Source organism: Ciceribacter sp. L1K22 (assembly GCF_017599385.1).
Lineage (GTDB): Bacteria > Pseudomonadota > Alphaproteobacteria > Rhizobiales > Rhizobiaceae > Allorhizobium.
Map to the genome: position 1 here is coordinate 804,434 of NZ_JAGFPK010000001.1, position 24,676 is coordinate 829,109.

The following is a 24,676-nucleotide window of genomic DNA, read 5'->3' on the forward strand; positions in this document are numbered from 1 at the left end:
CAAGGGGGGAGGTCGGCGGCGGCGGCTATCTTCGCTGCCCCTCATCCGGCTGCCGCCACCTTCTCCCCGCTCGCGGGGAGAAGGGACTTGTGGCACCGCCGGCGCTCCATCCTCCTTCTCCCCGCCTGCGGGGAGAAGGTGCCGGCAGGCGGATGAGGGGCATGCGCTGTCGTCTCCAAGTGTCGCTGCACCATCCATCTCCTTAATCCCATTCTCCATCCTCTCACAAAAATTCCGCGCACCCCAAAACCCCGCAGAGGCTCTCCCCCTCCGGTTCGGCATCACCTGTAATGTCTTCCCCGTCACTCGAAACAAAGGGGAAGCGGACGGGGTACCGGGGGCACCTCGTTTAGTTAGTATAGTGGTACCTTCCGGTACCCCGTTCGGCGGTTTTTATAAGGGTATGATTTTGTTGGGAGATAATTTTGTGCGGCGTTGGTGCGGGCTTTGGGAGTCCCAGTTGGCTGACCGCAAGAAGCCGGATTGGCGTGGTTTTTACTACCATCCGTGATCGGAGAGCACGGTGGGCCGTGAATGGATCCTCGGGTCAAGCCCGAGGATGACGAAGTGTGTGGTGGACGTTGGTGCCACAAGAGAGGTTGCCGCAGATTAGAGGCCTCTTGTGGCACCGGTCGCCCCCTCATCCGGTCGTCATCCTCGTCCTCGGGTTTAACCCGAGGATGACCCGAGGATCCAAAGCCAAGCCAACCAACGTCGCTCAGGGCCAAGCCTCAAATTTTGCAAGACAGGGCACCACCAGCGGCCAGCCTCGTGCTTCGAGGCGCCGTCGGCGCACCTCAGCATGAGGCTGGAGAAAGATGGGCGTCTCGGCTGACGGGAGGGGCGCTGTGCCGGCCTTGGTATAGGCCGTCATGCCAAACCCCTCACTCCGCCGCCGCCAATATCGAATCCCGCGTCGCCGAAAGATCGGTGATCAGGCGCTGTAGCGTCTCGGGGGAGAGGCCGGTGGCGGTGCCGATGCAGGGGGGGATGGATTTGGCTGTTGCCTTCAGCGCCTTGCCGGTGTCGGTGAGGCGGACGCGGACCTGGCGTTCGTCGACGGGGTCGCGCGTGCGGGTGATATAGCCCAGCCCTTCCAGTCGCTTCAAAAGCGGGGTCAGCGTGCTGGATTCCAGAAAGAGCGTCCGGCCGATGTCCTTCACCGTCACGTCATCCTGCTGCCATAGGGTGACCATGACAAGATACTGCGGATAGGTGAGGTCCAGCGCGTCGAGAAGCGGGCGGTAGATCTGGTTGAAGGCATGGCCGGCGGAATAGACCGCGAAGCACAGGAACGTGTCGAGGTCGAGCGGCGTTTTTTCGGGTTCGGTGGTGGTGTCGGACATGGGAGATTTTTGCTCGTTCATCATGTGACATATATAATCGCGCACGATTTAATCGCAAGCGCTTGACATCCGGAAAACAGAAGTGCATATAGATCGCACACGATTAGATCGTGAACGATTTAAATGACCGACCGGCCGGGTGCCGGATTGAAACCGAAGGAGTTTTGCCATGACCGAGACTTTCGTGAAGACCGCAGACGGCGTCGACATCTTCTACAAGGACTGGGGCCCGAAGGACGCCCAGCCGATCGTGTTCCACCACGGCTGGCCGCTGTCGAGCGACGACTGGGATGCCCAGATGATCTATTTCGTCGGCAAGGGCTACCGCGTGATTGCCCATGACCGCCGCGGCCATGGCCGCTCCGCCCAGGTTTCCGACGGCCACGACATGGACCACTATTCGGCCGACGTCGCGGCACTCACCGAAAAGCTGGACCTCAGGAACGCCATCCATGTCGGTCATTCGACCGGGGGTGGGGAAGCCGCCGCTTACGTTGCCCGCCATGGCGCCGGTCGCGTCGCCAAGCTGGTGATGGTCGGCGCTGTTCCGCCGATCATGCTCAAGACCGAAAACAACCCCGGCGGCCTGCCGATGGAAGTGTTCGACGGGTTCCGCTCGGCCCTTGCCGCCAACCGCGCGCAGTTCTATCTCGATGTTCCCTCTGGCCCGTTCTACGGCTTCAATCGTCCGGGCGCGCAGGTTTCCGAAGGCGCGATCCGCAACTGGTGGCGCCAGGGCATGATGGGCAGCGCCAAGGCCCATTACGAAGGCATCAAGGCCTTCTCCGAGACCGACTTCACCGACGACCTGAAGGCGATCGACGTGCCGACGCTGGTCATGCATGGCGACGACGACCAGATCGTGCCGATCGACGACAGCGCCAAGCTCGCCGTCAAGCTTCTGAAGAACGGCACGCTGAAGGTCTACGAGGGCTATTCGCACGGCATGCTGACCGTCAATGCCGACGTGCTGAACGCCGACATGCTGGCCTTCTTCAAGGCCTGAGGCTGACCAGTCCGAAACGGGAAGGGCGCGGGATCGGTTCGCGCCCTTTTTCCGTTCGCCATGGTCTCAAAGCGTTGGCAGCATCGCGCGGATGTGCTGCGCGAACGCCCTTGTGATTGGCGAGGCGCGCTGGTCGTCCATGCGCACGGTAAGGCCGATGGTCGGCAGTTGGGGTAGGCCGTTGCCGGAGAGGATGGCGAGGTCGTCGGGCACGGCGGCGCGGGTCAGCACCGCGATCGCCTGGCCGGAGCGAACGACGGCGAGCAGGCCGGCGAGGCTGCCGCTCGCATAGGCGAGCTGGTAGGGCCGGCCGATCCGCTCCAGCGTGGCGATCGCGGCGCGATGGTCGAGCGTGTCAGGATCCCCGAGCGCCAGCCGCAGCGGCCCGGAAGACTGGCCGCCGTCCCGCGCCCCGACCCAGACGATATCCTCATGGCGCAGCACCGAGCGCTCCGGCGCAAGCGGCACGGAGGTGAGCGCGAGCTCGAGCCCCTTGCGCTCGAGCTGGGCCAGAAGCCTCGGCGTCGAGGCGCAGACCACCTCGATGAAGGCCTGCGGGTGCAATTCGGCGAAGCTGCGCAGGAGAGGCGGCAGGAAGGCGTCGGCATAATCGTCCGGGCAGCCGAAACGCAGCGTGCCTGCGAGGCTGCGGCCCGAAAGCTCGGCGAGCGCGTCGTCATGCGAGCGCAGGATGCGCTTCGCATGGGTGAGCAGGCGCTCGCCATGCACGGTGAGCGAGACCCCGCGACCGGAGCGGTTGAGCAGCGTCTGGCCGACGATCTCCTCCAGCCGCTTCATCTGCATGCTGACGGCCGCCTGGCTGCGGCCGACGCGTTCCGCCGCCCGGCTGAGCGTGCCGGTTTCCGCGACGATGGAAAAGCAGCGCAGGAGATCGATGTCGAGTTGGACTGGCATAAGTTTTCCTGAAGTCTCGGCTCAGAACTATAAGCTACCATGAGGAGCAAGCTGTCCATAGTCTGGCGCCATGTCACCAACCGGGATGGATTTCATGAGCAAGAACGCCGATGCGGATTTCTGGGCCAAGGCCGACAAGCACCTGATCCGCTATGGCGGAACCTTCGAGCGCATGATCGTCGAGCGGGCCGAGGGCAGCTTCGTCTACGACGCCGACGGCCGTGCGATCCTCGATTTCACCTCGGGCCAGATGAGCGCGATACTGGGTCACGGGCATCCGGAAATTGTCGAGGTGGTCTCGCACCATGTCCGCAATCTCGACCATCTCTTTTCCGGCATGCTGAGCCGTCCGGTGGTGGAGCTGGCGGCGGAACTGGCGCGGGTCGCGCCTGGCGGCCTCGAACGCACCATGCTGCTGACGACAGGCGGCGAGGCCAACGAGGCGGCGCTGCGCATGGCCAAGCTCGTGACCGGCGGCTGGGAAGTGGTGAGCTTCGCCCAGTCCTGGCACGGCATGACGGCGGCGGCGGCGTCCGCCACCTACAGCCACGGTCGCAAGGGCTACGGCCCGCCGACGGTGGGCTCCTTCGCCATTCCGGTGCCGAACGCCTATCGTCCGGCCTTCGAGAAGAACGGCGCGCCCGACTGGCGGGCCGAGCTCGACTATGCCTTCGCGCTGATCGACCAGCAGTCCACAGGCAATCTCGCCGCCTTCATCGCCGAGCCGATCCTGAGCTCCGGCGGCATTATCGAACTGCCGACCGGCTATCTGGCGGCGCTGAAGCAGAAATGCGAGGAGCGCGGCATGCTGCTGATCCTCGACGAGGCGCAGACCGGCATCGGCCGCACCGGCCTGATGTTTGCCTGCCAGCGCGACGGCGTGACGCCCGACATCCTGACGCTGTCGAAGACGCTCGGCGCCGGCCTGCCGCTCTCGGCCGTGATGACCACGGCGGAGATCGAACAGCGCTGCCACGAGCGCAAGTTCCTGTTTTATACGACGCATGTCTCCGACCCGCTGCCGGCGGCGGTGGGGCTGAAGGTGCTGGAGATCGTCGAGCGCGATCGCCTGGTGAACCGCGCGGTGGAGGCCGGCGCGCGGCTGGCCGACGGGCTGCGATCGCTGCAGCAGCGGTTCGACTGCATCGGCGACGTGCGCGGCCGGGGCCTGCTGCTCGGCATGGAGATCGTCGCCGACCGGCAGACGAAGACGCCGGCGCCGGAGCTTGGCGGGCGCATCACCAGCCGCTGCATGGAACTGGGGCTGTCGATGAACATCGTGCAACTGCCGGGCATGGGCGGCGTCTTCCGCATCGCCCCGCCGCTCACCGTATCGGACGAAGAGATCGACATGGGCGTCGAGATCCTGGGGCAGGCGATCGCCCAGTCGGTATGAAAAATTTCAGGCGGCAGCCGCTGGCGTGCGGCTCGGGGGATAGCCGACGACGCGCTTGAAGGCGCGGCTGAAGGCGGCCTGCGAGCCGTAACCGAGCCTCAGCGCCGCCGTTTCCACCGGAACGCCATCGCGGGCGATCCATTGGGCGGCGAGCCGCATGCGCATTTCGGTCAGGTAGCGCAGCGGCGGTATGCCGGTGGCGGCGACGAAGCGTTCGGCGAAGACGGAGCGGGAGACACCCATCTGCCGCGCGAGCTCGGCAAGGGTCCAGGTGCGGCCCGGTTCGCGGTGGAGCGCCACCAGCACGCGGCCGAGCTTGGGATCACGAAGGGCCGCGATCCAGCCGGTGGCGTCGCCGCAGCCGCATTCCACCCAGGCCCGCACGATCGAGGCGGCGACCACGTCGGCGAGCCGGGCGAGGATGCCGGCATAACCGGCGCGTCCGTCGCGGGCCTCGCGCGCCATGGCCTCCAGCATCGGCAGGATTTCCGGATAGCGGTTGACCAGCGTGTCGACCCGCATCACCTCCGGCATCATCGAGATCAGCGGATGCATGCTGCCGAGATCGAAATCCATGCAGGCGGAGAACAGCAGCACGCGGTCGGCGGGCGGGCAGGCGAAGTCGTCGCAGGCCTTGATCTCGCTCACCAGCGTGCAGAGCGGCGATTTGCTGAGCTTGCCGAGATCGGCGCAGGGCTGCGACAGGTCCTCCGACGAGCCGAGAAGATGCAGGCCCCCGCGTGGCAGGAGTGCCGCATCGCCGGCCGTCATCCTGTGCAGCACGCCGGACGGAGAGCGCAGCACGACGACGCCGCGCGCCACGAACAGGAATTTCGCCCGCGCATCGCCCTCGCCGAAGGCATAGGAAAACGGCGGCGAGAGCTCGACGCGGCGGTAATCGACGCCGACGAGACGCATGCCGAGCAGGAGCTCGCTCACCAGATCGGTGTCGAGCGGTGCGTTTGACGAAGCATTTCCGGACGGACGATCAAGCATGAAGGATTTTGTGACATAGAAAGTCCGGCCCGTCCAGTCTACTTGTTGTCCCGTCTTTTCCTCCCGATCCAAAGGACAACACCGATGCTTTCCAACACCACAACAGCCGCCGACGAGAGCGCGGCGAGGGCGCCCGCCTGGGCCGCCGTCGCCTCGATGACGCTCGGCGCCTTCAGCCTGGTGGCGGCAGAATTCCTTCCCGCCAGCCTGCTCACCCCGATCGCCGCCGACCTCTCGATCAGCGAGGGCGCCGCCGGACAGGCCGTCACCATGACCGCCGTCTTCGGCTTCCTCGCCGGCCTGCTGATCGCCACCGCCGCCCGCACCGCCGACCGCCGGCACCTGCTGATGGGCTTTTCCCTCGCTCTGATCGTCTCCAACCTGCTCGTCGCCTTCGCGCCAAGCCTGCCGCTGCTGCTGCTCGGCCGCATGCTGCTTGGCGTGGCGCTCGGCAGCTTCTGGGCGCTTTCGACCGCCGTGACCATGCGGCTCGTACCGCCGGCGCTGGTGCCGAAGGCGATCGCGGTGCTGATGAGCGGTGTCTCCGCCGCGACCGTCTTCGCCGCCCCGCTCGGCAGTTTCCTCGGCGACATCGTCGGCTGGCGCGGCGTCTTCCTGCTCGCCTCGCTGCTGGGGCTCGTCGCCTTCGCCATGCAATGGCGCAGCCTGCCGTCCATGCGCCCCGCCTCGAGCGCGAAGCTAAGCACCATGGTCGAGGTGCTGATGCGGCCGGGCACCGGGCTCGGCATGGTCGCCGTGCTCCTGGTCTTTGCCGGCCACTTCATCTTCTTCACCTATCTGCGCGCCTATCTTGAAACCGGCAGTGGCTTTACGGTCGAGGCGATCTCGTCGATCCTGCTCGGCTTCGGTATCGCCAACTTCCTCGGCACCTTCCTCGCCGGCCGCATGGTGGCGAAGAGCCTGCGGCTGACGCTGGTGCTCGTGCCGCTCTTGATGGGCACGCTGGGGCTTGTCATGGTCGGCATCGGTGCGTCGCCGCTGACGGATATCGTCGGCACGGTGCTCTGGGGCATGCTGTTCGGCGGCATCCCGGTTGCCTGGTCAAGCTGGATCGCGCGGAGCATTCCCGACGAGGCCGAAAGCGCTGGCGGCCTCTTCGTCGCCTCGATCCAGCTTGCCATCGCGCTCGGCGCCGGCTTCGGCGGTCTCATCTTCGACCTCGCCGGCGGCACCGGCACGATCGCCGCCAGCGGCGCCGTGCTGCTGCTCGCCGCCGTCAGCATCATGCTCGGCGTGCGGACACGGGAGCCGGTGGCGGCTGCCGCCTGAGGCACGGCTCGATAACGACGACATCAGGGGCGGGGGTTTCGACCTCCGCCCATTTCGTGTCGGGTGGCTCAAGACCGGTTGTCGAAGCGGGCCTGCGCCTTTTTGAGGTCGGCCTGATGATCGAGCGCCCAGTCGTAGAGCGCCAGGAACGGGTCCTGCAATGTCCGGCCGAGCGGCGTGATCGAATATTCCACCGCGATCGGCGAGGTGATCGTCACCGTGCGCTCGATCAGGCCGTTGCGCTCCAGCCGCCTGAGCGCCTCCGTCAGCGCCTTCTGCGTGATCCCGTCCATCCGGCGCTTCAGCGCATTGAACCGCTTCGGCTCCTGGCAGAGGAAGGTGAGGATCAGGATCGACCACTTGTGCGCGATCTGCTCCAGAACCGGCCGCACCGACGGCAAAGTTTCGATGACCTGGTCTTCCGTGTAGGGCATGGCGGTTTCCTCGGCGATACCTGGGCTACTTCAAGTGCGTAATTGACACCTAGTACACAAGATATACCTCTTGTCCATGCTTTCCGTCATAAACCCTGGAGATCGACATGACACAGCCCCGCCCCGCCACATCCGCCTACACACTGGGCACGGCCATCGTCACAGGCGCATCCTCCGGCATCGGCCGGGTCTATTCCGAAAGGCTCGCCGCGCGCGGTCACGACCTCATCCTCGTCGCCCGCCGCCGCGACCGGCTGGAGGCGCTGGCAGGCGAGCTGAAGGCGCGGTTTTCGGTGAACGCCGAGGTGCTGGTCGCCGACCTCGCGACGCAGGACGGCGTCGCGTCGGTGGAGCACCGGCTGGCGACCGACGCCTCCGTCTCGCTGCTTGTCAACAATGCCGGCTTTTCGGCGCTGAAACCGCTGACCGAGACGCCCGCCGACACCATCGGCGGCATGATCGCGCTCAACATCACGGCGCTGACGCTGCTCTCCAAGGCAGCACTCACCGCGTTCAGGCGGCGCGACGCGGGAACGCTCGTCAATATCGGCTCGGGCGCCGGCTTCAGCCCCTATCCCGGCATCCCCGTCTACGGCGCCACCAAGGCCTATGTCTTCCTCTTCACCCGCGCCCTGCAGCAGGAGGTGGAGGGCACGGCGGTGCGCGTCCAGCTCGTCCTGCCGGGCGCTGTCATCTCCGAAGGCTGGGAGGTCGCCGGCGGCGACGCGCTGGAAGCGCTGCCGGAGAGCATCGTCATGACGACGGAAGACTGCGTCGATGCGGCGCTAGCGGGCCTCGACCAGGGCGAACCCATCACCGCCCCCTCGCTCCACGATATCTCCCTGCTGGAGGAGTATCTCGGGCTATCGGGCAGGATGCTGGAGTCGGTGTTCGATGCGCGGCCGGCGGGGCGGTATGGGGTGGGAGGGTGAGTGAAGACTCTTTCGCCACCAGCAAGGGGCTCTGATGCGCGAATGGGAGCAAACAGCCGGCGACGACGCAAAATGACAAACGTTTACTTACAAAAGTTGCACAGAGGATAACGAACTCAGATGTGGCCGTCTCCGGATGGGGCCGCTACTAGGAAGCGCTAGCCAGTAAGCTGCCGTTTTGGATCTGCGTGATCCCAGCATGCGCGACTATCGGCAGTGGGAGCTGACGGTCGGCCTTTCCTTCAGTTGCCATAGCGGGCAATCATCCGCGCAGCTGTTTCGCGAATTGCTTCGGTCTGCCGGGATCATGATGAAATGCCGCGCGGGATACCCACTTCCCGTCTCCCCCGCTGACACAATCTTCGCCTGTCTGAGCGACCACCAGCGCCGCAGGCAGATTGAACCGCCGCAGCGGCCAACAGGTTGAGGCGTGCAGTTCCGCGAGCGAAACCAACCCGCCACCTGCTAGGAGCCAGTCGAGCCCAACGGCGAGCCGGAAAAGAAGCTGTCGAAACCGATCACAGTGCCATGAAAGGATTCTGTCGAGGGAATGAGCCCGGAGCGGCCCGACTGCCTTCAGTGTCAGAATTTGAAGCAGTCATTCAACCAACTAGACTGGGGCTTGCTCTGCGCCCAGAATGCGACGATTCTCAGCTTAACGATCATGCGTAGCATCATGGGTCGCAACGGCAACGACTTTTCAGAAAGAACCAAACTTCTGCTCGCCCAGAGGGTGGGGTGGCTATGCTCGAAACCGGGCTGTCCGAAGCCGACAGTCGGGCCCAAAAAGGGATCCGATGGGGTCGTCAAATTGGGAGAGGCGGCTCATATCACGGCAGCGTCGGCTGGCGGCCCACGATACGATGCATCGCTTAGTTCCGAAGAGCGGCGCAGCTTTTCAAACGGTATTTGGTTGTGCCGTGATCACGCCCATCAAATTGACCATGACGAGGAACATTTCACCGTCGCAATGTTGCGCCAGTGGAAGCGGGATGCCGAGGCACGAGCCTTTGAGCAACTCACGACAGGAGGTTTAGCCCGGACGGTCAATCTCGGCCCTGAACTGATTGAAGAACTCAAGGAGTTGGCAGCCTCTCTGTCCCTTCCGGCGGAAGATGACCTGCTCAATGTAAAGCGGCGTTTGCAAGAATCAGTATCGAAGCATCTCGACGCCTTTGAATCCCTCCCTGAATGGCCGGTACACACGGTAAAGCTGAGCTTGGAGGCCCAGCTGCCCCACGACAAATCCGGCATTTTCGATGTTGATCGGCTAGGCCCGGCATTACAGGCCGCCGGAGAGGTGTCTATTGTGGCTCCTCCCGGAACCGGCAAGAGCACCACGCTTGTCCAGCTCGGCAGGAAGCTCAATGAAGGCGGCCCTATTCCCTTACTGATCCCACTAGCGGAATGGGCATATGATGGCGGGGATATATTTGCTTGGACGGCCAACAGGAATGCATTCCTCGGCATCCGCCCAGAACACCTGAAGTTCCTCGCTCATCACGGCGAGCTCGCCTTATTGCTCGATGGATGGAACGAGCTGGAGGGTGAAGGACGCAAGAAGCTTCTAAACCAGCTAAAAGGGCTTCGCCGCGACTATCCACTTTTGCTGGTGTGCATGAGTACGAGGCAGCAAGCCCGTGAGGTACCGGTCAGAGGGCCACAGGTACGAATCCGCCCGCTTTCCGAAGAACAGCAATTGGTCGTTGCTCGGGCGCTCAAGGGACATGTGGGCGAGAAAGTGCTCGACCATGCTTGGCGCACGACTGGCTTGCGCGATCTGACAGGTATCCCACTGTATTTGAGCGTCCTCATCGAGGTCTCCGGGGACAATGGGTTACCGGAAACAAAGGAGGAAATTCTTCGACGCTTTGTCGAAAAGCACGAAAGTGTGCCTGAGCGTGCCGAGATACTCGACCAAGAGCTGCATGGACAGCATTCGAAAATACTTGAAGGATTGGCGGTAGAAGCCACGATTGCAGCGAATACGACCATAGCAGAGGCGAAGGCGTTCTCCGTGGTGAAGACCGTTGAAGATCGTCTGGTTGAAGATGGCCAACTCTCGTCAGTTCACCAGCCGAAATTGGTACTGGAGGTATTGGTAAATACGCACACCCTGGAAAGCACCGCTTCGTCGGGAGTTTCTTTCCAGCACCAGCAATTTCAGGAATGGTATGCCTCACACGAAGTCGAGAGGCAGATGCTGGATGCTCACCGAACGGGACTGGGCTTAACGGACGAATTTGCAATAGCAGTTCTCAACAACCCGGCATGGGAAGAGGCGGTACTCTTCGCTGCTGAAAGGTTGTCTCGCCGAGACAATGACGGCGTTGCAGCAGTTGCCACTGCCATTACAACCTGCCTTCAGATCGATCCACTGTTTGCGGCGGCGATTCTTGCTCGCAGTGCGTCAGGTGTGTGGGACAAAGTTGGTGAAGCAATACAATCATTCGCGCGACAATGGCATCGACCGGGCCGAGTGGATCGTGGCCTGAGTTTCATGGTCGCCACCGGACGGCCGGAGTTTGCCGATGACATTTGGCCGCTTGTGACAAGCAGTGACTCGCAAGTCCAATTGCCCGCGCTCCGTACAGGCACACGTTTCAAAATAAGTGTCCTTGGCGACCATCTACAGCGTAGCCTCACCTCATTGGATGAGGCGACCCGCGAGCGCCTTCTGTCCGGGCTCGCCTATGAGGGCGATATATACGCTCTCGAATTGGTCGCCGATCTGGCTAAACGAGATGACAGCACCAAAGTTCAAAACGACGTCTTTGATGCATTGATGTTCCGCCTCGCAGAGCGGCAGGCATTGGAATTGCTGCGATCTGGCAGCAATGACGTCTGGAAGCATGTGGCTGCGCGTGGATACGCGCGAGAAATTTCCGACCCAGAGATAGCAGCACGACTTCGAGCTATTGAAGATGAGCTACTTAACGAAACGGCGCGACCCGAGCGAACACTGGCCGCGTTGGTAGGATTAGAACCGGTGCCGCCTGATCGTGTAACTGAATTACTTGCTACCCCTGAATTTGACTTCAAAGCCGACAATGCTGGATCGTCACTTTCCCGCGCTCAAGAGAGATTACCTAGCGCAGTGGGAGAGGCGATGAGACAGCGCCTTGCAAAAGGGCTGCCGCTGCCTTGGCGACCTGACGACTTTTTGACGACCGTTCCGGACCAAGACGAGGGACCAATTGCACAAGTGGTTCTGAAGGATGAAGTTGATCAGGAACGGCGAAAGGAAGCGGCACGCGTTGTCGGCTCGCGCACCATAAGAGCCATGGTGGAAGAGTGCATCCGACGCTGGATGGATATCAAAGCGTTGGACCGGCGTCCCGCACAAGGTGAATACGAGCGACTGCGGTCACAACAGGACTTGATTGCTGTGACACGTCCACCAGCATTTTTTAAAGCAATCTGTTCCTTCGGCGATGAAAGCGATGCAGATATAATTGCGGAGCTTGGTCGCCTCGTGGCCCGACATGGTGGAGATCCCAATCAAGGCGAACTCATTTTAGACGCTGAACTGCGAACGCACGTGGTTGCGGTGATGAACAAATGGGCCGAGAGCCTGCTTTCCTCATCGACCGCAACGCGTCATCACTTCGATGAGGTGGTGCGGGCTATGAAGCGGTTGCCGGACCCTGCGCAATTTGTGCCTATTTCGAGGATGTTGAATGAAGATTTGACGCGCTGGCGCGCAGCAAAAGAGAGATGGCGCACGAACAGGCAAAGGGGAAGCATTCCCACGGATGTTTCACATTCCTACACGTGGACGTATCGCGACGCACTTGCCGCCATTGGTACCGAAGAGGTCAAAGATTTGCTTGTTGAATACCTCGACGATCCTGATTTCTCCCAGGAAGCCGCTGTAGCGCTGAGGCAAATTTGGGACAAGGCGGTCGCTGGGGGAGAAAAGGATATTAAACCATTTCGATCTTGGCCAGATTTCGGTCTTGCGCTCGCGAACCTTGCAAGGCGCGAAGCAAATCCGACGGCAACGACGGACGCCGCCGAAGCGATATTGTCGGCTGCGACCAAAATTATCTCTAGTGATTCCGACACTCCCCAACTTTCTAAGGCTGCTGCATTGGCTGGCGTTGCGGTCACGATGCCTCATGGCAACAAGAAAGAATTGCTTGAGGGTTTAGTCGCAACGAATATTCCGGCTCGAGCAAAGCTTGACCTGATGACGCGAATGGTAGTTGGCGGCCTAATTGTCGAAGCCGACAGCTTGATGAAAGGTTTGCATCAGCTATTTGAGGAAGCCGAGACGCAGTCATGGCTGATGGGTAACGATAACTCTGAAGTATTCAAGTGGCTCAAGCTATTCCCATTCTCCGATAACCCGCTCAAGGTTCTCGACGCTCTGGAGTCGATCCAAGCCGGTTTTCGGCAAGTGAGACCATGGCATCTGAGAGGCCTTCTACAGGCTATCGGCAAAATGCCGGGGGAAGGCGCAATTGAGGTGCTTTCACTATTGGCAGAGAAAGAACCTGGTCTTCTTCGCGAATACGATTGGTACCGTGCCCTTGTCGCGCAATGGGGCCAAGGCTCTCTTGAACTGCTGGAGGCCGTTGCGGCGGGCAGGTTTGGCAACGCGGATGCCGTAAAGTCTGGCGGATATCAGCTGCCGGGCGAAGTAGCGGCATTAATGAAAGAAACGCGCGAGGGTGAGAAACAGTTGATCGCACACTTCAAAGAGGCAACAAATGATTCCCAGAAGGCGTTCCTGGCGGCAGTGATTTCAGAGTTCGGAAGCACCAACTCATTTCTAGCGTTGGTAAACGACCCCGTCGGTCGGGCAGCCGCAAAGCAGCAGCTTCATAGCACGTTGATGGAGCTAACCTATCGAAAGGACCCTGTCAGCCCGGATGGGAACGCATATGAGTTGGTACCGGTCGATGCCACGGCGCTGCGCCGTGCGTTATTTAAGCTGTCTGTGTCAGATCAGACGGAAATAGCTTCTTTTGCAGTGCTATGCCTCGAAATGATAGACGAACTGCGAGACGAGTATGACGGTATTGATACCGAGCCACGTCATCCCGATATCTCAACCGGTCGCCCTTGGCCGCCAATTGGGCGAGAAGGGGCCGTTCTCGATAACAATGCCGGAACGTCTGCTATCGGGTGAAGCCAAAGGCTTACCTGAACGTCGTGTTCGACGGAGCAATCCGGCCGTTCGGCGAAAAGAGCTTCTAGTCCACCAAGATTAGACAGGCGTATGTACCGGGGGCGCACGTTCGAACTGCGCACCCCACACCCCTCAATACAACACACTCGCCCCCTGATCCGCCGGCCCCGCCACCCGCCTGAGCGGCGCGAACAATTCCCGTCCCATCCCGTATTCATTCCCCGAGAGATCGGGCATCACTGGTGTCCGCTGTGCGAATTCGGTGGCGTCGACCATGACTTCCAGCGTGCCGCTGGTGGCGTCGAGGCGGATCATGTCGCCGTCCTTGATTTTGGCGATCGGGCCGCCGTCGACGGCTTCGGGGGTCAGGTGGATCGCCGCCGGGATCTTGCCCGACGCGCCGGACATGCGGCCGTCGGTGACGAGCGCCACTTTGTGTCCGCGATCCTGCAGCACGCCGAGGGGGGTCGTCAGGCGGTGCAGTTCCGGCATGCCGTTTGACTTCGGGCCCTGGAAGCGCACGATCGCGACGAAATCGCGGTCGAGCTTGCCGGCCTTGAAGGCGGCCTGCAGCTCTTCCTGGTCGTGGAAGACGACGGCGGGCGCGACGATCTCGTGGCGCTCCGGCTTGACGGCGGAGATCTTGATGACGGCGCGGCCGAGATTGCCGGCCAGCATCTTGAGGCCCCCCGTCGGCTGGAAGGGCTCCTCGACCTTGGCCAGAACCTTCGGATTGCCGCTTTCCTCCGGGCTGGGCTCGCGGACGACATTGCCGTCCTCGCCGAGCTTGGGATCGATGGCATAGGCGGCGAGACCCTGGCCCCAGACGGTGCGCACGTCGTCGTGCACATAGCCCGCCTTCAGGAGCTGCTTGATCAGGAAGCCCATGCCGCCTGCGGCATGGAAATGGTTCACGTCGGCAAGCCCGTTCGGATAGACGCGGGCGAGCAGCGGCACCACGTCGGAGAGGTTGGAAATGTCCTGCCAGGTGAGCTGTATGCCGGCCGCGCGCGCCATGGCGACGAGGTGCAGCGTGTGGTTGGTCGATCCACCAGTGGCATGCAGGCCGACGACGCCGTTCACCACCGAGCGCTCGTCGATCATCTCGCCGACGGGGGTGAACTCGTTGCCCTGGGCGGTGATCGCAAGCGCGCGCTTGGCGGCTTCCTTCGTCAGCGCATCGCGCAGCGGCGTGTTCGGATTGATGAAGGAGGCGCCGGGCGTGTGCAGGCCCATGATCTCCATCAGCATCTGGTTGGAATTGGCGGTGCCGTAGAAGGTGCAGGTGCCGGGGCCGTGATAGGACTTCGATTCGGCTTCCAGAAGCTCGGCGCGGCCGACCTTGCCTTCCGCATAGAGCTGGCGCACGCGGGTCTTTTCGTCGTTCGGCAGGCCCGAGGTCATGGGGCCGGCGGGAATGAAGATCGTCGGCAGGTGGCCGAAGGTGAGCGCGGCGATCACGAGGCCGGGCACGATCTTGTCGCAGACGCCGAGATAGACGGCCGCGTCGAACATGTTGTGGGAAAGGCCGATGCCGGCCGCCATGGCGATCACGTCGCGGGAAAAGAGCGAGAGCTCCATGCCCGGCTGGCCCTGGGTGACGCCGTCGCACATGGCGGGTACGCCGCCCGCGACCTGCGCCACGCCGCCCGCTTCCCGGGCCGCCTCGCGGATCATCGCCGGATAGGTCTCGAACGGCTGGTGGGCCGAGAGCATGTCGTTATAGGAGGTGATGATGCCGAGGTTCGGGATGGTGTCGCCCGAGAGCGCATCCTTCTCGGCGGGGGAACAGACCGCGAAGCCGTGCGCGAGGTTGCCGCAGGAGAGCACCGAGCGGTGCACGCCCTTCGACGCCGCGCGGCGCACGCGGTCGAGATAGGGCTCGCGGGTGGCTTTGGAGCGCTCGACGATGCGGCGCGTGATCTCTTCGATGCGGCGGTCGGCGGCCATGTCCATGTCCTCCTTGGGATCTCACGTTGGGCTCGCGGGGCATGCGCCCGGTGGCTTGGCCGGACGTTCCTCTCCGCGTTCTAATATACCGCAAAGCCTGCGGCAGGTCGCGGGCGCTTTATGGCGCCCAGTAGATGTCGACCGGCGTCGCCGCCCGGTTGAGCGGGGCGCGGACCGGCAGTTCGGATTCGTCGGTTCCGGCAAGGGCCGCGTCGAGAACGGTCTTCTTCTCCGCGCCCTCGATGTGCAGCGCGAGAAGGCGCGCGTCATGCAACGCCGAGAAGGAGAAGGTGAGGCGGGGTTCGCCGGCGCCGTCTGCCTCCATGGTGAGAACGCGCCGGGGCAGCGTAAGGTCCAGCGATTGCGCCAGATGATCGCCGCCGGGGAAGAACGAGGCCGTGTGGCCGTCGGTGCCCATGCCGAGAATGACGACGTCGAACGGCAGCGCGAGAGCGTCGAGCCCGGCGGTCACGGCTTCCGCCGCCTCGCCAGCGGTCGCGGTGTCACGGTAGAGCGGCAGGAAGTTTGCCGAAGCCGCCTTGTTCTTCAGCAGATGCGTGGCGACCAGAAGGTGGTTCGACCGGGCATTGTCGGCCGGCACGAAGCGCTCGTCGACGAGGGTGATCGTCACCTTGTCCCAGGCAAGCTCCAGATCCGAAAGCGCCTCGAAGAAGCCCTTTGGCGTCGAGCCGCCGGAGACGGCGAGCGTCGCCGTCCCCCGGGCCTGGATGCCGCTTCTCAGCGCCGCCGCGACGGTCTCGGCAAGCGTGCTGGCGAGGGTCGCCCGGTCGGAAAAGCTGTGGAAGCGGCTGGTCATCTGGGCCTCAGTCGTTTTCGTGCCAGGTGCGGCCATCCCGCTCGATCAGCGCGATGGCCTGGCTCGGACCCCAGGTGCCGGATGTGTAGCCCTGGGTCTTCTGGCCGGTCTGCTCCCAGCCTTTCAGGATCGGGTCGATCCACTTCCACGCCGCCTCGACCTCGTCGCGGCGCATGAACAGCGTCTGGTTGGAGCGGATGACGTCCATCAAGAGCCGCTCGTAGGCGTCCGGATTGCGCACGTCGAAGGCCTGGGCGAAGCTCATGTCGAGCGACACGTGGCGAAGCCGCATGCCGCCCGGGCCGGGGTCCTTGATCATCAGCCACTGCTTGACGCCCTCGTCGGGCTGCAGGCGGATGACGAGCTGGTTGGCGACGACGCGGCCGGCAGCCTCGTCGAAGATCGAATGCGGGATCGGCTTGAACGAGACGACGATCTCCGACATGCGGCTCGCGAGACGTTTTCCGGTGCGCAGATAGAAGGGCACGCCGGCCCAGCGCCAGTTGTTGATCTCGGCCTTGATGGCGACGAAGGTTTCGGTGTCCGAGGGACTGCCGAGTTCCTCCAGGTAGCCGCTGACCGGGCCGCCGGCCGAGGCGCCGGCGCGGTACTGGCCGCGCACGGTGAGCTTTTCGACATCGCCATCGACGATCGGCTTCAGCGAGCGCAGAACCTTGAGCTTCTCGTCACGCACGGCTTCCGCCTCCATGGAAGCAGGCGGCTCCATGGCGACGAGGCAGAGCAACTGCAGGATGTGGTTCTGCACCATGTCGCGCAGCGCGCCGGCCTTGTCGTAGTAGCTGACGCGGCCTTCGAGCCCGACCGATTCGGCCACCGTGATCTGCACGTGGTCGATATGGGCGGAGTTCCACAGCGGCTCGTAGAGCGCGTTGGCGAACCTGAGCGCCATCAGGTTCTGCACCGTCTCCTTGCCGAGATAGTGGTCGATGCGGAAGATCTGCTCTTCCTTGAACACCTTGCCGATCGTATCGTTCAAGGTCTGCGCCGAGGCGAGGTCGCGGCCGATCGGCTTCTCGACGACGATGCGGGTCGACTTGGTGATCAGCTTGTGGTCGCGGATCTTCTCGGCGATGTCGCCGAAGATCGATGGCGAGACGGCGAGGTAGAAGGCTCGCACGAGGTCCTTGCCGGTATCGAGCAGCTTCTTGAGCTCGTCCCAGCCCTTGTCGTCCTTGGCATCGACGGCGACATAGTGCAGGCGACCGGCAAAGGTGTTGATCTGGCCGTCGTCCCACTCGTCCTTCTTCAGGAATTCCTTCAGCGCCTTGCGCGCAAAATCCCGGAACTCCTCATCCGTCATCGGGGTGCGCGAGGCGCCGATGATCCGGGTCGGTTCCGTCAGTTGTCCCGCAAGCTGGCGATGATAGAGCGCCGGCAGGAGCTTGCGCTCTGCGAGGTCGCCCGTGGCTCCGAAGACCACGTAATCGAACGCCTCGACGGGAATGATCTGGCTGCTCATGACAGGCCTTTCCTTATCCGCAGTGTTGTTGGGTGTTGTAATCTAATCGATTTAAAAAAGCCAGTGGGCAGCGCAGCAAAATGGCTGCGCCCACCCTCAGAGCCGATCTTTCAGCGCGTACCAGGTCAGCGCGAGAAACAGCAAAGGCTTGCGAAGGCTGGCGCCGCCGGGGAAGGCGGGAACCTTGAGGTCCTTGATCAGGTCGAGTTCGGCCGAGCCGCCCAGGACGGCGTCGGCGTAAAGCTTTCCGCAGTAGTTGGAGAGCATCACACCGTGGCCGGAATAGCCGCCGATCGCCGTGACGCCGGGCATCACCTCGCGGGCGAACGGCTTGCGCGGCAGGGTAATGCCGACGGAGCCGCCCCAGCCGTGGCTGATCGTGATGTCCTTGAGCTCCGGGTAGATCTCGGTGATCTGCCGGCGGATGTGCTCGGAAATGTCGCGCGGCGTGTCGGATGTATAGGCCTCGCGGCCGCCGAACAGCAGCCGTCCGTCGCGTGTCTTGCGCCAGTAGCGCACGACGAAGCGCGAATCGGCGAGCGCTTCGGAGCCTGGAATGACGCTCGGGAATTTGTCGAGCGGTTCGGTCGCGGCGATGAAGGAGCGGATCGGCATGACATGCGCCGCCATGACCGGCTCCAGGTTCTCGATATAGGCGTTGGTGGCGATCAGCACCCGGTCGGCGGTGATGGTGCCGGTGGCGGTCTCGATCATCGTCTTGCCGCCGGACTGGCGGATCGACTTCGCCTTGGTCATCTCGAAGACTTCGGCGCCGGCCGCCTTTGCCGCCTTCGCCAGCCCGACGACCAACTTCAGCGGATGGATATGGCCGGTGCCGGTGTCGCGGGTGCCGAAATGGAAGCGCCGCGAGCCGACCCGCTCGGCCGTCTCTTCCCTGTCCATGAAGGTCATGTGCTGGTAGCCATAGCGGGTCGTGATCGCCTCGACGGACGCGCGGTACTCCTTCTCGTATCCAGCCTTGTGCGAGACATTGAGCTGGCCCGGCAGGAAATCCATGTCGATGCCGTGTTCGGCCGAAAAGTCGAGCAGGTGCTGCTTGGCGTGTTCCGCGAGATCGAAGAGCGCCTTGGAGCGTTCGAAGCCGAGATCGTCTTCGAGTTCGTCCGGATACCAGCGCTGGCCGGTGCCGAGCTGGCCGCCATTGCGGCCCGAGGCGCCATCGCCGATGCGGCATCCCTCGATCACCACGACCGAGACGCCGGCCTTCGCCAGCCCATAGGCCGCCTGCAATCCGGTGAAGCCGCCGCCGATGATGGCGACGGACACCTGTTTCGACCCGTCGAGGGCCGGATAGTCCGGCCGCTCGCCAACAGACTCCTGATACCAGGAAATTCCTGGCGCGATGGGGCTTTGCCAAGCCATGAGGGGATCTCCTTGAATGCGGTTCAGACGTTCAGAAGCAGGAATTCCCGCTCCCACGGGCTGATCACCTGCATGAAGGTCTCGAATTCCCCCCGTTTGACGCCGGCATAAAGGCCGATGAACTCCTTGCCGAAGACCTCGTTGAAATCCTCCTCGGCTTCCATCAGAGCGACGGCCTCCAGCAGCCCGCGCGGCAGATCGACCGATCCTTCGTTGGCCGAGCCCTCCGCCGCCGCCGTCGGTTCGATCTGCTTGATAATCCCCAGATAGCCACAGGCAAGCGAGGCTGCAAGGGCGAGATAGGGATTGGCATCGGAACTCGGCAACCGGTTTTCGACGCGCCGGGCCGCGGCATCCGACACCGGGACGCGGAAGGCCGTCGTCCGGTTGTCGTAGCCCCAGGCATTGTTGACCGGGGCGGCCATGTCGGGCGTCAGGCGGCGATAGGAATTGACGTAGGGCGCCAGCATGACCAACGCGCCCGGGACATATTTCTGCATGCCGCCGATGAAGTGGAAAAACTCCTGCGAAGGCGAGCCGTCGGGGTTGGAAAAGATGTTCTTCCCCGTTTTGGCATCGACCACCGACTGGTGGATGTGCATCGCCGATCCCGGCTGACCCTGCATCGGCTTGGCCATGAAGGTGGCGTAGATGCCGTGCTTCAGCGCGGCCTCGCGGATCGTGCGCTTGAACAGGAAGACCTGGTCGGCAAGCTCGATCGGATTGCCGTGACGCAGGTTGATTTCGAGCTGCGCCGGTCCTTCCTCGTGGATCAGGGTGTCGATCTCGAGGCCCTGCTTTTCGGAGAAGTGGTAGATGTCGTCGATCAACTCGTCGAACTCGTTGATGCCAGCGATCGAATAACCCTGTCCGCCGACGATCGAACGGCCCGAACGGCCCTTCGGCGGGTGCAGCGGGTAATCGGGATCGTCGTTCATGGCGACGAGATAGAACTCGATCTCCGGCGCGACGACCGGCTTCCAGCCCTTTTCGTCATAGAGGCGCAGCACGTTTTTCAAAACGTTGCGCGGCGTATAGGAGACGTTTTCGCCATCGACATTGACGATGTCGCAGATGACCTGCGCCGTTGGATCCGTTTCCCAGGGAACGACTGACAGCGTCGAAAGGTCAGGCACGAGCTTCAGGTCGCTGTCGCGCGGTTCGTAGCGAAAGTTCTCGGTTTCATCAGGGTATTCGCCCGATATCGTGTGGCGATAGAGCGCCGAGGGCAGCGCCAGCGAGGTGTTGGAGGTGAATTTCGACGACGGCATCATCTTGCCGCGCGGAACCCCGGCGAGGTCGGGGGTGATGCACTCGATGTCCTCGATGCCGCGGGCGCGAAGCCAGGTGGCGGCTTCCTTCCAGGTATTGACGCCACGGGTGTGCTGGATGTCTGGGGGGATGGATGCCTTCTTGGATGCCGCGCCTTTGGGTCTGAGCATATTCTTCTTTGGAGGCATGTCTCACCAGTTGGTTGTTGAATGGCCCATCATAGCCGGACTTTGCCGCTTGGCGAGGGGGGAGAGCCGATTGACTTTGCCGCAGCCATGAAAAAAGAAGGCGTGGAACAGTGCGAGACAGCTTCGTTGCAGACCTATGACGTGATTATTCTTGGCGCCGGTGCCGCGGGCATGATGTGCGCGATCGCCGCCGGACGGCGCGGCCGCCGGGTGCTTGTCATCGACCACGCGAAGGCTCCGGGCGAGAAGATCCGCATCTCAGGCGGCGGCCGGTGCAACTTCACCAATATCCATGCCGGGCCGAAGAATTACCTCTCGAACAACCCGCATTTCGCCCGCTCGGCGCTTGCCCGCTATACGCCCGCCGATTTCATCGCCATGGTCGACAGCCACGGCATCGCCTGGCACGAGAAGACGCTGGGACAATTGTTCTGTGACGTGAGCGCCAAGGACATCATCCGGATGCTGACCGACGAGATGAAGGCCGCTGGCGTGGCGCTCAGGCTCGGCGTCTCGGTAGATGCCGTGGAAAAGACTGCCGCCGGTTTCGAGGTGGTGACGTCGGAGGGGAAAATCCGGGCCGAAAGCCTTGTCGTGGCAACGGGCGGCAAGTCGATCCCGAAGATGGGCGCGACCGGTCTCGCCTACCGCCTCGCCGAACAGTTCGGTCTCGCTGTTACGGAAACGCGGCCGGGCCTGGTGCCGCTGACGCTCGATCCCGCGCTTCTGTCGGAGCTCTCCGATCTGTCGGGGGTTGCGGTAGATGCGGAGGTCCGCCATGGCAGGACCGCCTTCCGCGAAGCCCTGCTACTCACCCATCGTGGGCTCTCGGGACCGTCGATCCTGCAGATATCGAGCTACTGGCGCGAAGGCGACGAAATCGCCGTGGCCGTCGAGCCGGCCATCGATTTCGCGGCCCTGCTGAAGACGGCCAAGCGCGAGAACGGCCGCCAGGCAGTCCAGACCGTTCTTGCGCAGTACCTGCCGAAGCGGCTTGCGCAATATTGGACGGAGAAGCATGGCCTGACGCGTCCGCTCGCCGACCTGCCGGACAAGGCACTCGAGGCGCTCGGCCAATCGTTGAAGGACTGGCGCATCAAACCGGCGGGCTCGGAAGGTTACCGGACCGCGGAGGTGACGCTGGGCGGCATCGACACCGACCATCTGGACCAGAAGACAATGGCGGCGAAGGCGGTTCAAGGCCTCTACTTCGTCGGCGAATGCGTCGATGTGACCGGCTGGCTCGGCGGTTATAACTTCCAATGGGCCTGGGCATCGGGATACGTTGCCGGCCTTGCCGCCTGACCGTTCCGGCGCACTGGCGTGCCAACCCGGACGTGCGATATTTAATCAAATTTAATCGTTTTAAGCGAGCCTGCGACCTTTAGGAATTCCGGCTTTACAAATTTAGCATCCGGAAATGGGACGGAGGCCATATGTTTATCGACAAGCTGCTGTCGCGCTATTCTATCAGGACCAAGGTTCTGGCGCTCGTCGTGCCCTTCGTGGCCAGCATTTCGGCGGTGGGTGTCACCGGTCTCTATGCCTCGGGCATGTTGCAGCACCGGATGGATATTTCCAACGACACGATGCGGGCGCTGAGCGGTTTTCGCGATGTCGGCGAGGCCATGAACACCTATCTCGACGCCACCAGCGAAGAAAGCCGGGCAGCGGTCGTGACGCGCCTTCAGGAGCAGCAGGCCGATCTGGAGGAGAGCCTTTCTGCACTGGACGCCGCCGCCGTCGGTCGCGACAGCCTGGAACGGGCGCTCGCCGAAACGCGCGACGTTACGGCCCGCATCGACGAGATGTGGGCGCTGTTCCAGACCGAAGAGTCGTTGTCGCAGGCGCTGAACGAAAGCATCAAGGGCATGGTCTCCGCCCAGATCAAGCTGTCGGATGAAGCGCAGAAAATGCAGCGCGCCGTTGCCAACCAGGAAAACGATGCCAAGACCGCCTTTCGCGAGGCCGATCGTCTGGCATCCGGCGCAAGCTTCATCGAGACGGTCGCGGCGGCCTATCGCGCCGAGGTCTTCCCCGAGCAGCAGACCGCTGTTCTGGCCGACGCCATGCCGGAACTGGTGAAGACGCAGCGCCGCACCGGCACCGCCCTTCCGAAGGAACGTGCCCCCGTCGGCAAGGAGTTCCAGGCCATCAATTCCGATCTGTCCGCGCGCGTCAAATCCGGAGATGTCAGCCTCGAGAACATAGACGAGATCCGTCGTCTGGTGCTGAAACTCGAAGCCGTCGGCGCGGAACTGGCAGCCGGGGCGCGGGAAAAGAGCGCACTGTCGGTCGAGCGCTTCGGCGCCGTCGATACCGAGCTTGTGAAGACCAACGAAATTCTCGACCAGAGCCGCAAGCTCGTCTCGGACGTCTACGACCTGCGCATCAATGTCACCGCTTTTCTCGCCAACCGGACGGAAGAGGGGCGCTCGCCGCTCGTGCGCCAGGCCGATCTCATTGCCTCAAACATGGAAACGCTGGGTGCCTCGATCCAGAACGATGCGCTGTTCGGCGACCTGACAAAGCTGGTGACCCCGGCGCTGGCGGCGCTGAAGGCCGACAGCGCCGACCTGGTGGCGGCAAGCGAAAAGCGGACGGCGGGCTTCGCCGAGGCCGCTGCCGTGATCGATCGTGGCTGGGTGGCGCTCACCGAATTCGCCGAAGCCCAGCGGGACGCCGCCGGAACAGAAGGGCGCGAGGCCAATACGCTGTCGCTCGGCGCCACCACGCTCGGCATCCTGCTCGCGATCGTCGGCGGCGTGACGCTGATCCTGACGCTGCAACGTCCGATCGGCCAGATCACCGGCATCATGCGCCGGCTGGCGTCCGGCGACCTCGAAACCTCGATCGCCGGCGAGGCACGCGGCGATGAGATCGGCGCGATGGCGCGCGCGCTTGGCGTCTTCAAGGCCAATGCCCGCTCCAAGATCGAGATCGAGGCGGAAGGCGAACGCGAACGTGCCCGCGCCGAGGAAGAACGCCGTCGCAACGACGCGGAGAAGCAGGCGCTCGACGCCGAGATCGACGAGGCGGTGACGCAGCTTGCCGCGGCGCTCGAACGTCTTGCATCGGGTGACATCTCCTTCCAGATCGAAGGGCGTTTTGCCGGACGGCTGGAGCGGCTGCGCACCGACTTCAACCTCTCCGTCTCCCGCCTGCGCGATACCATGACCCGGATCACCGACAATGTCGGCATGATCCAGAACAACGGCCGGCAGATGGCGCACTCGGCCGCAGCGCTCTCCAAGCGCACGGAACAGCAGGCCGCCTCGCTGGAGGAAACCGCCGCTGCCGTCGAGGAGATAACCGCCACCGTCCGCGCCACCGCCGGGCGGGCCGAGGAGGTGAACGGGGTCGTCAGCGAAACCAAGCGCAATGCCGAACAGTCCGCCGTGGTGATGGGCGATGCCGTTTCCGCCATGGACCGGATCGAGGAGGCCTCGCGCAAGATCGAGCAGATCATCGAGGTGATCGACCAGATCGCCTTCCAGACGAACCTGCTGGCGCTGAATGCCGGTGTCGAGGCCGCGCGCGCGGGTGAGGCCGGCAAGGGCTTCGCGGTCGTGGCGCAGGAAGTGCGAGAGCTCGCGCAACGCTCTGCCACCGCCGCCAAGGACATCAAGGTGCTGATCCACGGGTCGACCGAGGAAGTGGCTGCGGGTGCGGCGCATGTAAAGGGCGCCGGCGAGGTGCTGTCGCGCATCGGCGGCCAGATCGGCACGATCAGCCAGCTGGTCGAGATGATCGTGACGGCGAGCCGCGAACAGTCATCCGCGCTGCAGGAGATCAACGGCGCCGTCAACCAGATGGACCAGATGACCCAGCAGAACGCGGCGATGGTAGAGGAGGCGACGGCGGCAAGCCACGATCTCGCCGGCGAGACAGACGCGCTGGTCGAGCTCGTCCGCCAGTTCCGCCTTCAGTCCGCCTCTCCAGTCCGCGCCGACAGGGCCGCCTGAGCACACGATTTCACCGACAGGGGCGATTTTGTCGCAGGCTCACGTTTTCGTGAGCCTGTACCGTTCGCAACGAATCCGACATAATTTAGCTCTTGTTAACGGGCCTGAGTCACTCTGGTCCGATGCCGGGGTTCCGTCGTGGCGGAACCGGACATGACGTCGGACCGGA

16 protein-coding genes are annotated in these 24,676 nt (G+C 63.2%); 7 read left to right on the forward strand and 9 right to left on the reverse strand.

The genetic code is table 11. From position 1 onward, the window contains the following. Positions 1 to 884: 884 nt before the first annotated feature. Entirely contained in the window at positions 885 to 1,346 is a 462-nt protein-coding gene (locus J5J09_RS03960) for a MarR family transcriptional regulator (RefSeq protein ID WP_208548393.1), read from the reverse strand. A 169-nt stretch (positions 1,347 to 1,515) separates the two neighbouring features. Between J5J09_RS03960 and J5J09_RS03965 the strand changes: the two genes are divergently transcribed. After that, a complete protein-coding gene (locus J5J09_RS03965; RefSeq protein WP_208548394.1) occupies positions 1,516 to 2,352 on the forward strand; it encodes an alpha/beta hydrolase in 837 nt (278 codons plus the stop codon). Between the two features lie 66 nt (positions 2,353 to 2,418). Here J5J09_RS03965 and J5J09_RS03970 read toward each other — a convergent pair whose 3' ends face one another. Beyond that, on the reverse strand, positions 2,419 to 3,267 hold the full coding sequence (locus J5J09_RS03970; protein ID WP_208548395.1) for a LysR family transcriptional regulator: 849 nt from the start codon (positions 3,265 to 3,267) through the stop codon (positions 2,419 to 2,421). 94 nt (positions 3,268 to 3,361) lie between these two features. Between J5J09_RS03970 and J5J09_RS03975 the strand changes: the two genes are divergently transcribed. After that, positions 3,362 to 4,663, forward strand: coding sequence for an aspartate aminotransferase family protein (locus tag J5J09_RS03975; protein ID WP_208548396.1), 1,302 nt, complete (start codon positions 3,362 to 3,364; stop codon positions 4,661 to 4,663). 6 nt (positions 4,664 to 4,669) lie between these two features. Here the strand turns inward: J5J09_RS03975 and J5J09_RS03980 are convergent, their stop codons facing one another. Beyond that, a complete protein-coding gene (locus tag J5J09_RS03980; RefSeq protein ID WP_208548397.1) occupies positions 4,670 to 5,659 on the reverse strand; it encodes an AraC family transcriptional regulator in 990 nt (329 codons plus the stop codon). An 84-nt stretch (positions 5,660 to 5,743) separates the two neighbouring features. Here J5J09_RS03980 and J5J09_RS03985 point away from each other — a divergent pair, with 84 nt between their 5' ends. Continuing rightward, positions 5,744 to 6,949, forward strand: coding sequence for an MFS transporter (locus J5J09_RS03985; protein WP_208548398.1), 1,206 nt, complete (start codon positions 5,744 to 5,746; stop codon positions 6,947 to 6,949). A 68-nt stretch (positions 6,950 to 7,017) separates the two neighbouring features. Here the strand turns inward: J5J09_RS03985 and J5J09_RS03990 are convergent, their stop codons facing one another. After that, positions 7,018 to 7,383, reverse strand: a complete 366-nt coding sequence (locus tag J5J09_RS03990) for a helix-turn-helix domain-containing protein (RefSeq protein WP_208548399.1) — start codon at positions 7,381 to 7,383, stop codon at positions 7,018 to 7,020. Between the two features lie 107 nt (positions 7,384 to 7,490). Here J5J09_RS03990 and J5J09_RS03995 point away from each other — a divergent pair, with 107 nt between their 5' ends. Then, the gene (locus J5J09_RS03995; RefSeq protein ID WP_208548400.1) at positions 7,491 to 8,315 is read left to right on the forward strand and encodes an SDR family oxidoreductase; all 825 of its coding nucleotides are present in this window, start codon (positions 7,491 to 7,493) and stop codon (positions 8,313 to 8,315) included. 589 nt (positions 8,316 to 8,904) lie between these two features. Beyond that, a complete protein-coding gene (locus J5J09_RS04000; protein WP_208548401.1) occupies positions 8,905 to 13,452 on the forward strand; it encodes a hypothetical protein in 4,548 nt (1,515 codons plus the stop codon). Positions 13,453 to 13,584: 132 nt separating this feature from the next. Here J5J09_RS04000 and edd read toward each other — a convergent pair whose 3' ends face one another. The 5 genes from edd to J5J09_RS04025 form a co-directional block, all read right to left on the reverse strand. Continuing rightward, a complete protein-coding gene (gene edd, locus J5J09_RS04005; RefSeq protein WP_208548402.1) occupies positions 13,585 to 15,402 on the reverse strand; it encodes a phosphogluconate dehydratase in 1,818 nt (605 codons plus the stop codon). 118 nt (positions 15,403 to 15,520) lie between these two features. Next, on the reverse strand, positions 15,521 to 16,219 hold the full coding sequence (gene pgl, locus J5J09_RS04010; protein ID WP_208548403.1) for a 6-phosphogluconolactonase: 699 nt from the start codon (positions 16,217 to 16,219) through the stop codon (positions 15,521 to 15,523). Positions 16,220 to 16,226: 7 nt separating this feature from the next. Further along, complete coding sequence (gene zwf, locus J5J09_RS04015) at positions 16,227 to 17,699, reverse strand: glucose-6-phosphate dehydrogenase (protein ID WP_208548404.1); 1,473 nt, start codon at positions 17,697 to 17,699, stop codon at positions 16,227 to 16,229. Positions 17,700 to 17,795: 96 nt separating this feature from the next. Next, complete coding sequence (locus J5J09_RS04020) at positions 17,796 to 19,082, reverse strand: FAD-binding oxidoreductase (protein WP_208548405.1); 1,287 nt, start codon at positions 19,080 to 19,082, stop codon at positions 17,796 to 17,798. 23 nt (positions 19,083 to 19,105) lie between these two features. After that, a complete protein-coding gene (locus J5J09_RS04025) occupies positions 19,106 to 20,542 on the reverse strand; it encodes a glutamine synthetase family protein (RefSeq protein ID WP_208548406.1) in 1,437 nt (478 codons plus the stop codon). An 87-nt stretch (positions 20,543 to 20,629) separates the two neighbouring features. Between J5J09_RS04025 and J5J09_RS04030 the strand changes: the two genes are divergently transcribed. Continuing rightward, on the forward strand, positions 20,630 to 21,847 hold the full coding sequence (locus J5J09_RS04030; protein WP_208553033.1) for an NAD(P)/FAD-dependent oxidoreductase: 1,218 nt from the start codon (positions 20,630 to 20,632) through the stop codon (positions 21,845 to 21,847). 131 nt (positions 21,848 to 21,978) lie between these two features. Beyond that, positions 21,979 to 24,507 (forward strand): HAMP domain-containing methyl-accepting chemotaxis protein, encoded by a 2,529-nt coding sequence (locus J5J09_RS04035; RefSeq protein WP_208548407.1) that lies wholly within the window; start codon positions 21,979 to 21,981, stop codon positions 24,505 to 24,507. Positions 24,508 to 24,676 lie beyond the last annotated feature (169 nt).

Bases quoted from the DNA above. Each gene is read 5' to 3' on its own strand.
- J5J09_RS03960 (WP_208548393.1), bottom strand. From the start codon at position 1,346: ATGTCCGACACCACCACCGAACCCGAAAAAACGCCGCTCGACCTCGAC.
- pgl (WP_208548403.1), bottom strand. From the start codon at position 16,219: ATGACCAGCCGCTTCCACAGCTTTTCCGACCGGGCGACCCTCGCCAGC.
- J5J09_RS03990 (WP_208548399.1), bottom strand. From the start codon at position 7,383: ATGCCCTACACGGAAGACCAGGTCATCGAAACTTTGCCGTCGGTGCGG.
- J5J09_RS03980 (WP_208548397.1), bottom strand. From the start codon at position 5,659: ATGCTTGATCGTCCGTCCGGAAATGCTTCGTCAAACGCACCGCTCGAC.
- J5J09_RS04030 (WP_208553033.1), top strand. From the start codon at position 20,630: ATGAAAAAAGAAGGCGTGGAACAGTGCGAGACAGCTTCGTTGCAGACC.
- J5J09_RS04035 (WP_208548407.1), top strand. From the start codon at position 21,979: ATGTTTATCGACAAGCTGCTGTCGCGCTATTCTATCAGGACCAAGGTT.
- J5J09_RS04025 (WP_208548406.1), bottom strand. From the start codon at position 20,542: ATGCCTCCAAAGAAGAATATGCTCAGACCCAAAGGCGCGGCATCCAAG.
- zwf (WP_208548404.1), bottom strand. From the start codon at position 17,699: ATGAGCAGCCAGATCATTCCCGTCGAGGCGTTCGATTACGTGGTCTTC.
- J5J09_RS03975 (WP_208548396.1), top strand. From the start codon at position 3,362: ATGAGCAAGAACGCCGATGCGGATTTCTGGGCCAAGGCCGACAAGCAC.
- J5J09_RS03965 (WP_208548394.1), top strand. From the start codon at position 1,516: ATGACCGAGACTTTCGTGAAGACCGCAGACGGCGTCGACATCTTCTAC.
- J5J09_RS03985 (WP_208548398.1), top strand. From the start codon at position 5,744: ATGCTTTCCAACACCACAACAGCCGCCGACGAGAGCGCGGCGAGGGCG.
- edd (WP_208548402.1), bottom strand. From the start codon at position 15,402: ATGGCCGCCGACCGCCGCATCGAAGAGATCACGCGCCGCATCGTCGAG.
- J5J09_RS03995 (WP_208548400.1), top strand. From the start codon at position 7,491: ATGACACAGCCCCGCCCCGCCACATCCGCCTACACACTGGGCACGGCC.
- J5J09_RS03970 (WP_208548395.1), bottom strand. From the start codon at position 3,267: ATGCCAGTCCAACTCGACATCGATCTCCTGCGCTGCTTTTCCATCGTC.
- J5J09_RS04020 (WP_208548405.1), bottom strand. From the start codon at position 19,082: ATGGCTTGGCAAAGCCCCATCGCGCCAGGAATTTCCTGGTATCAGGAG.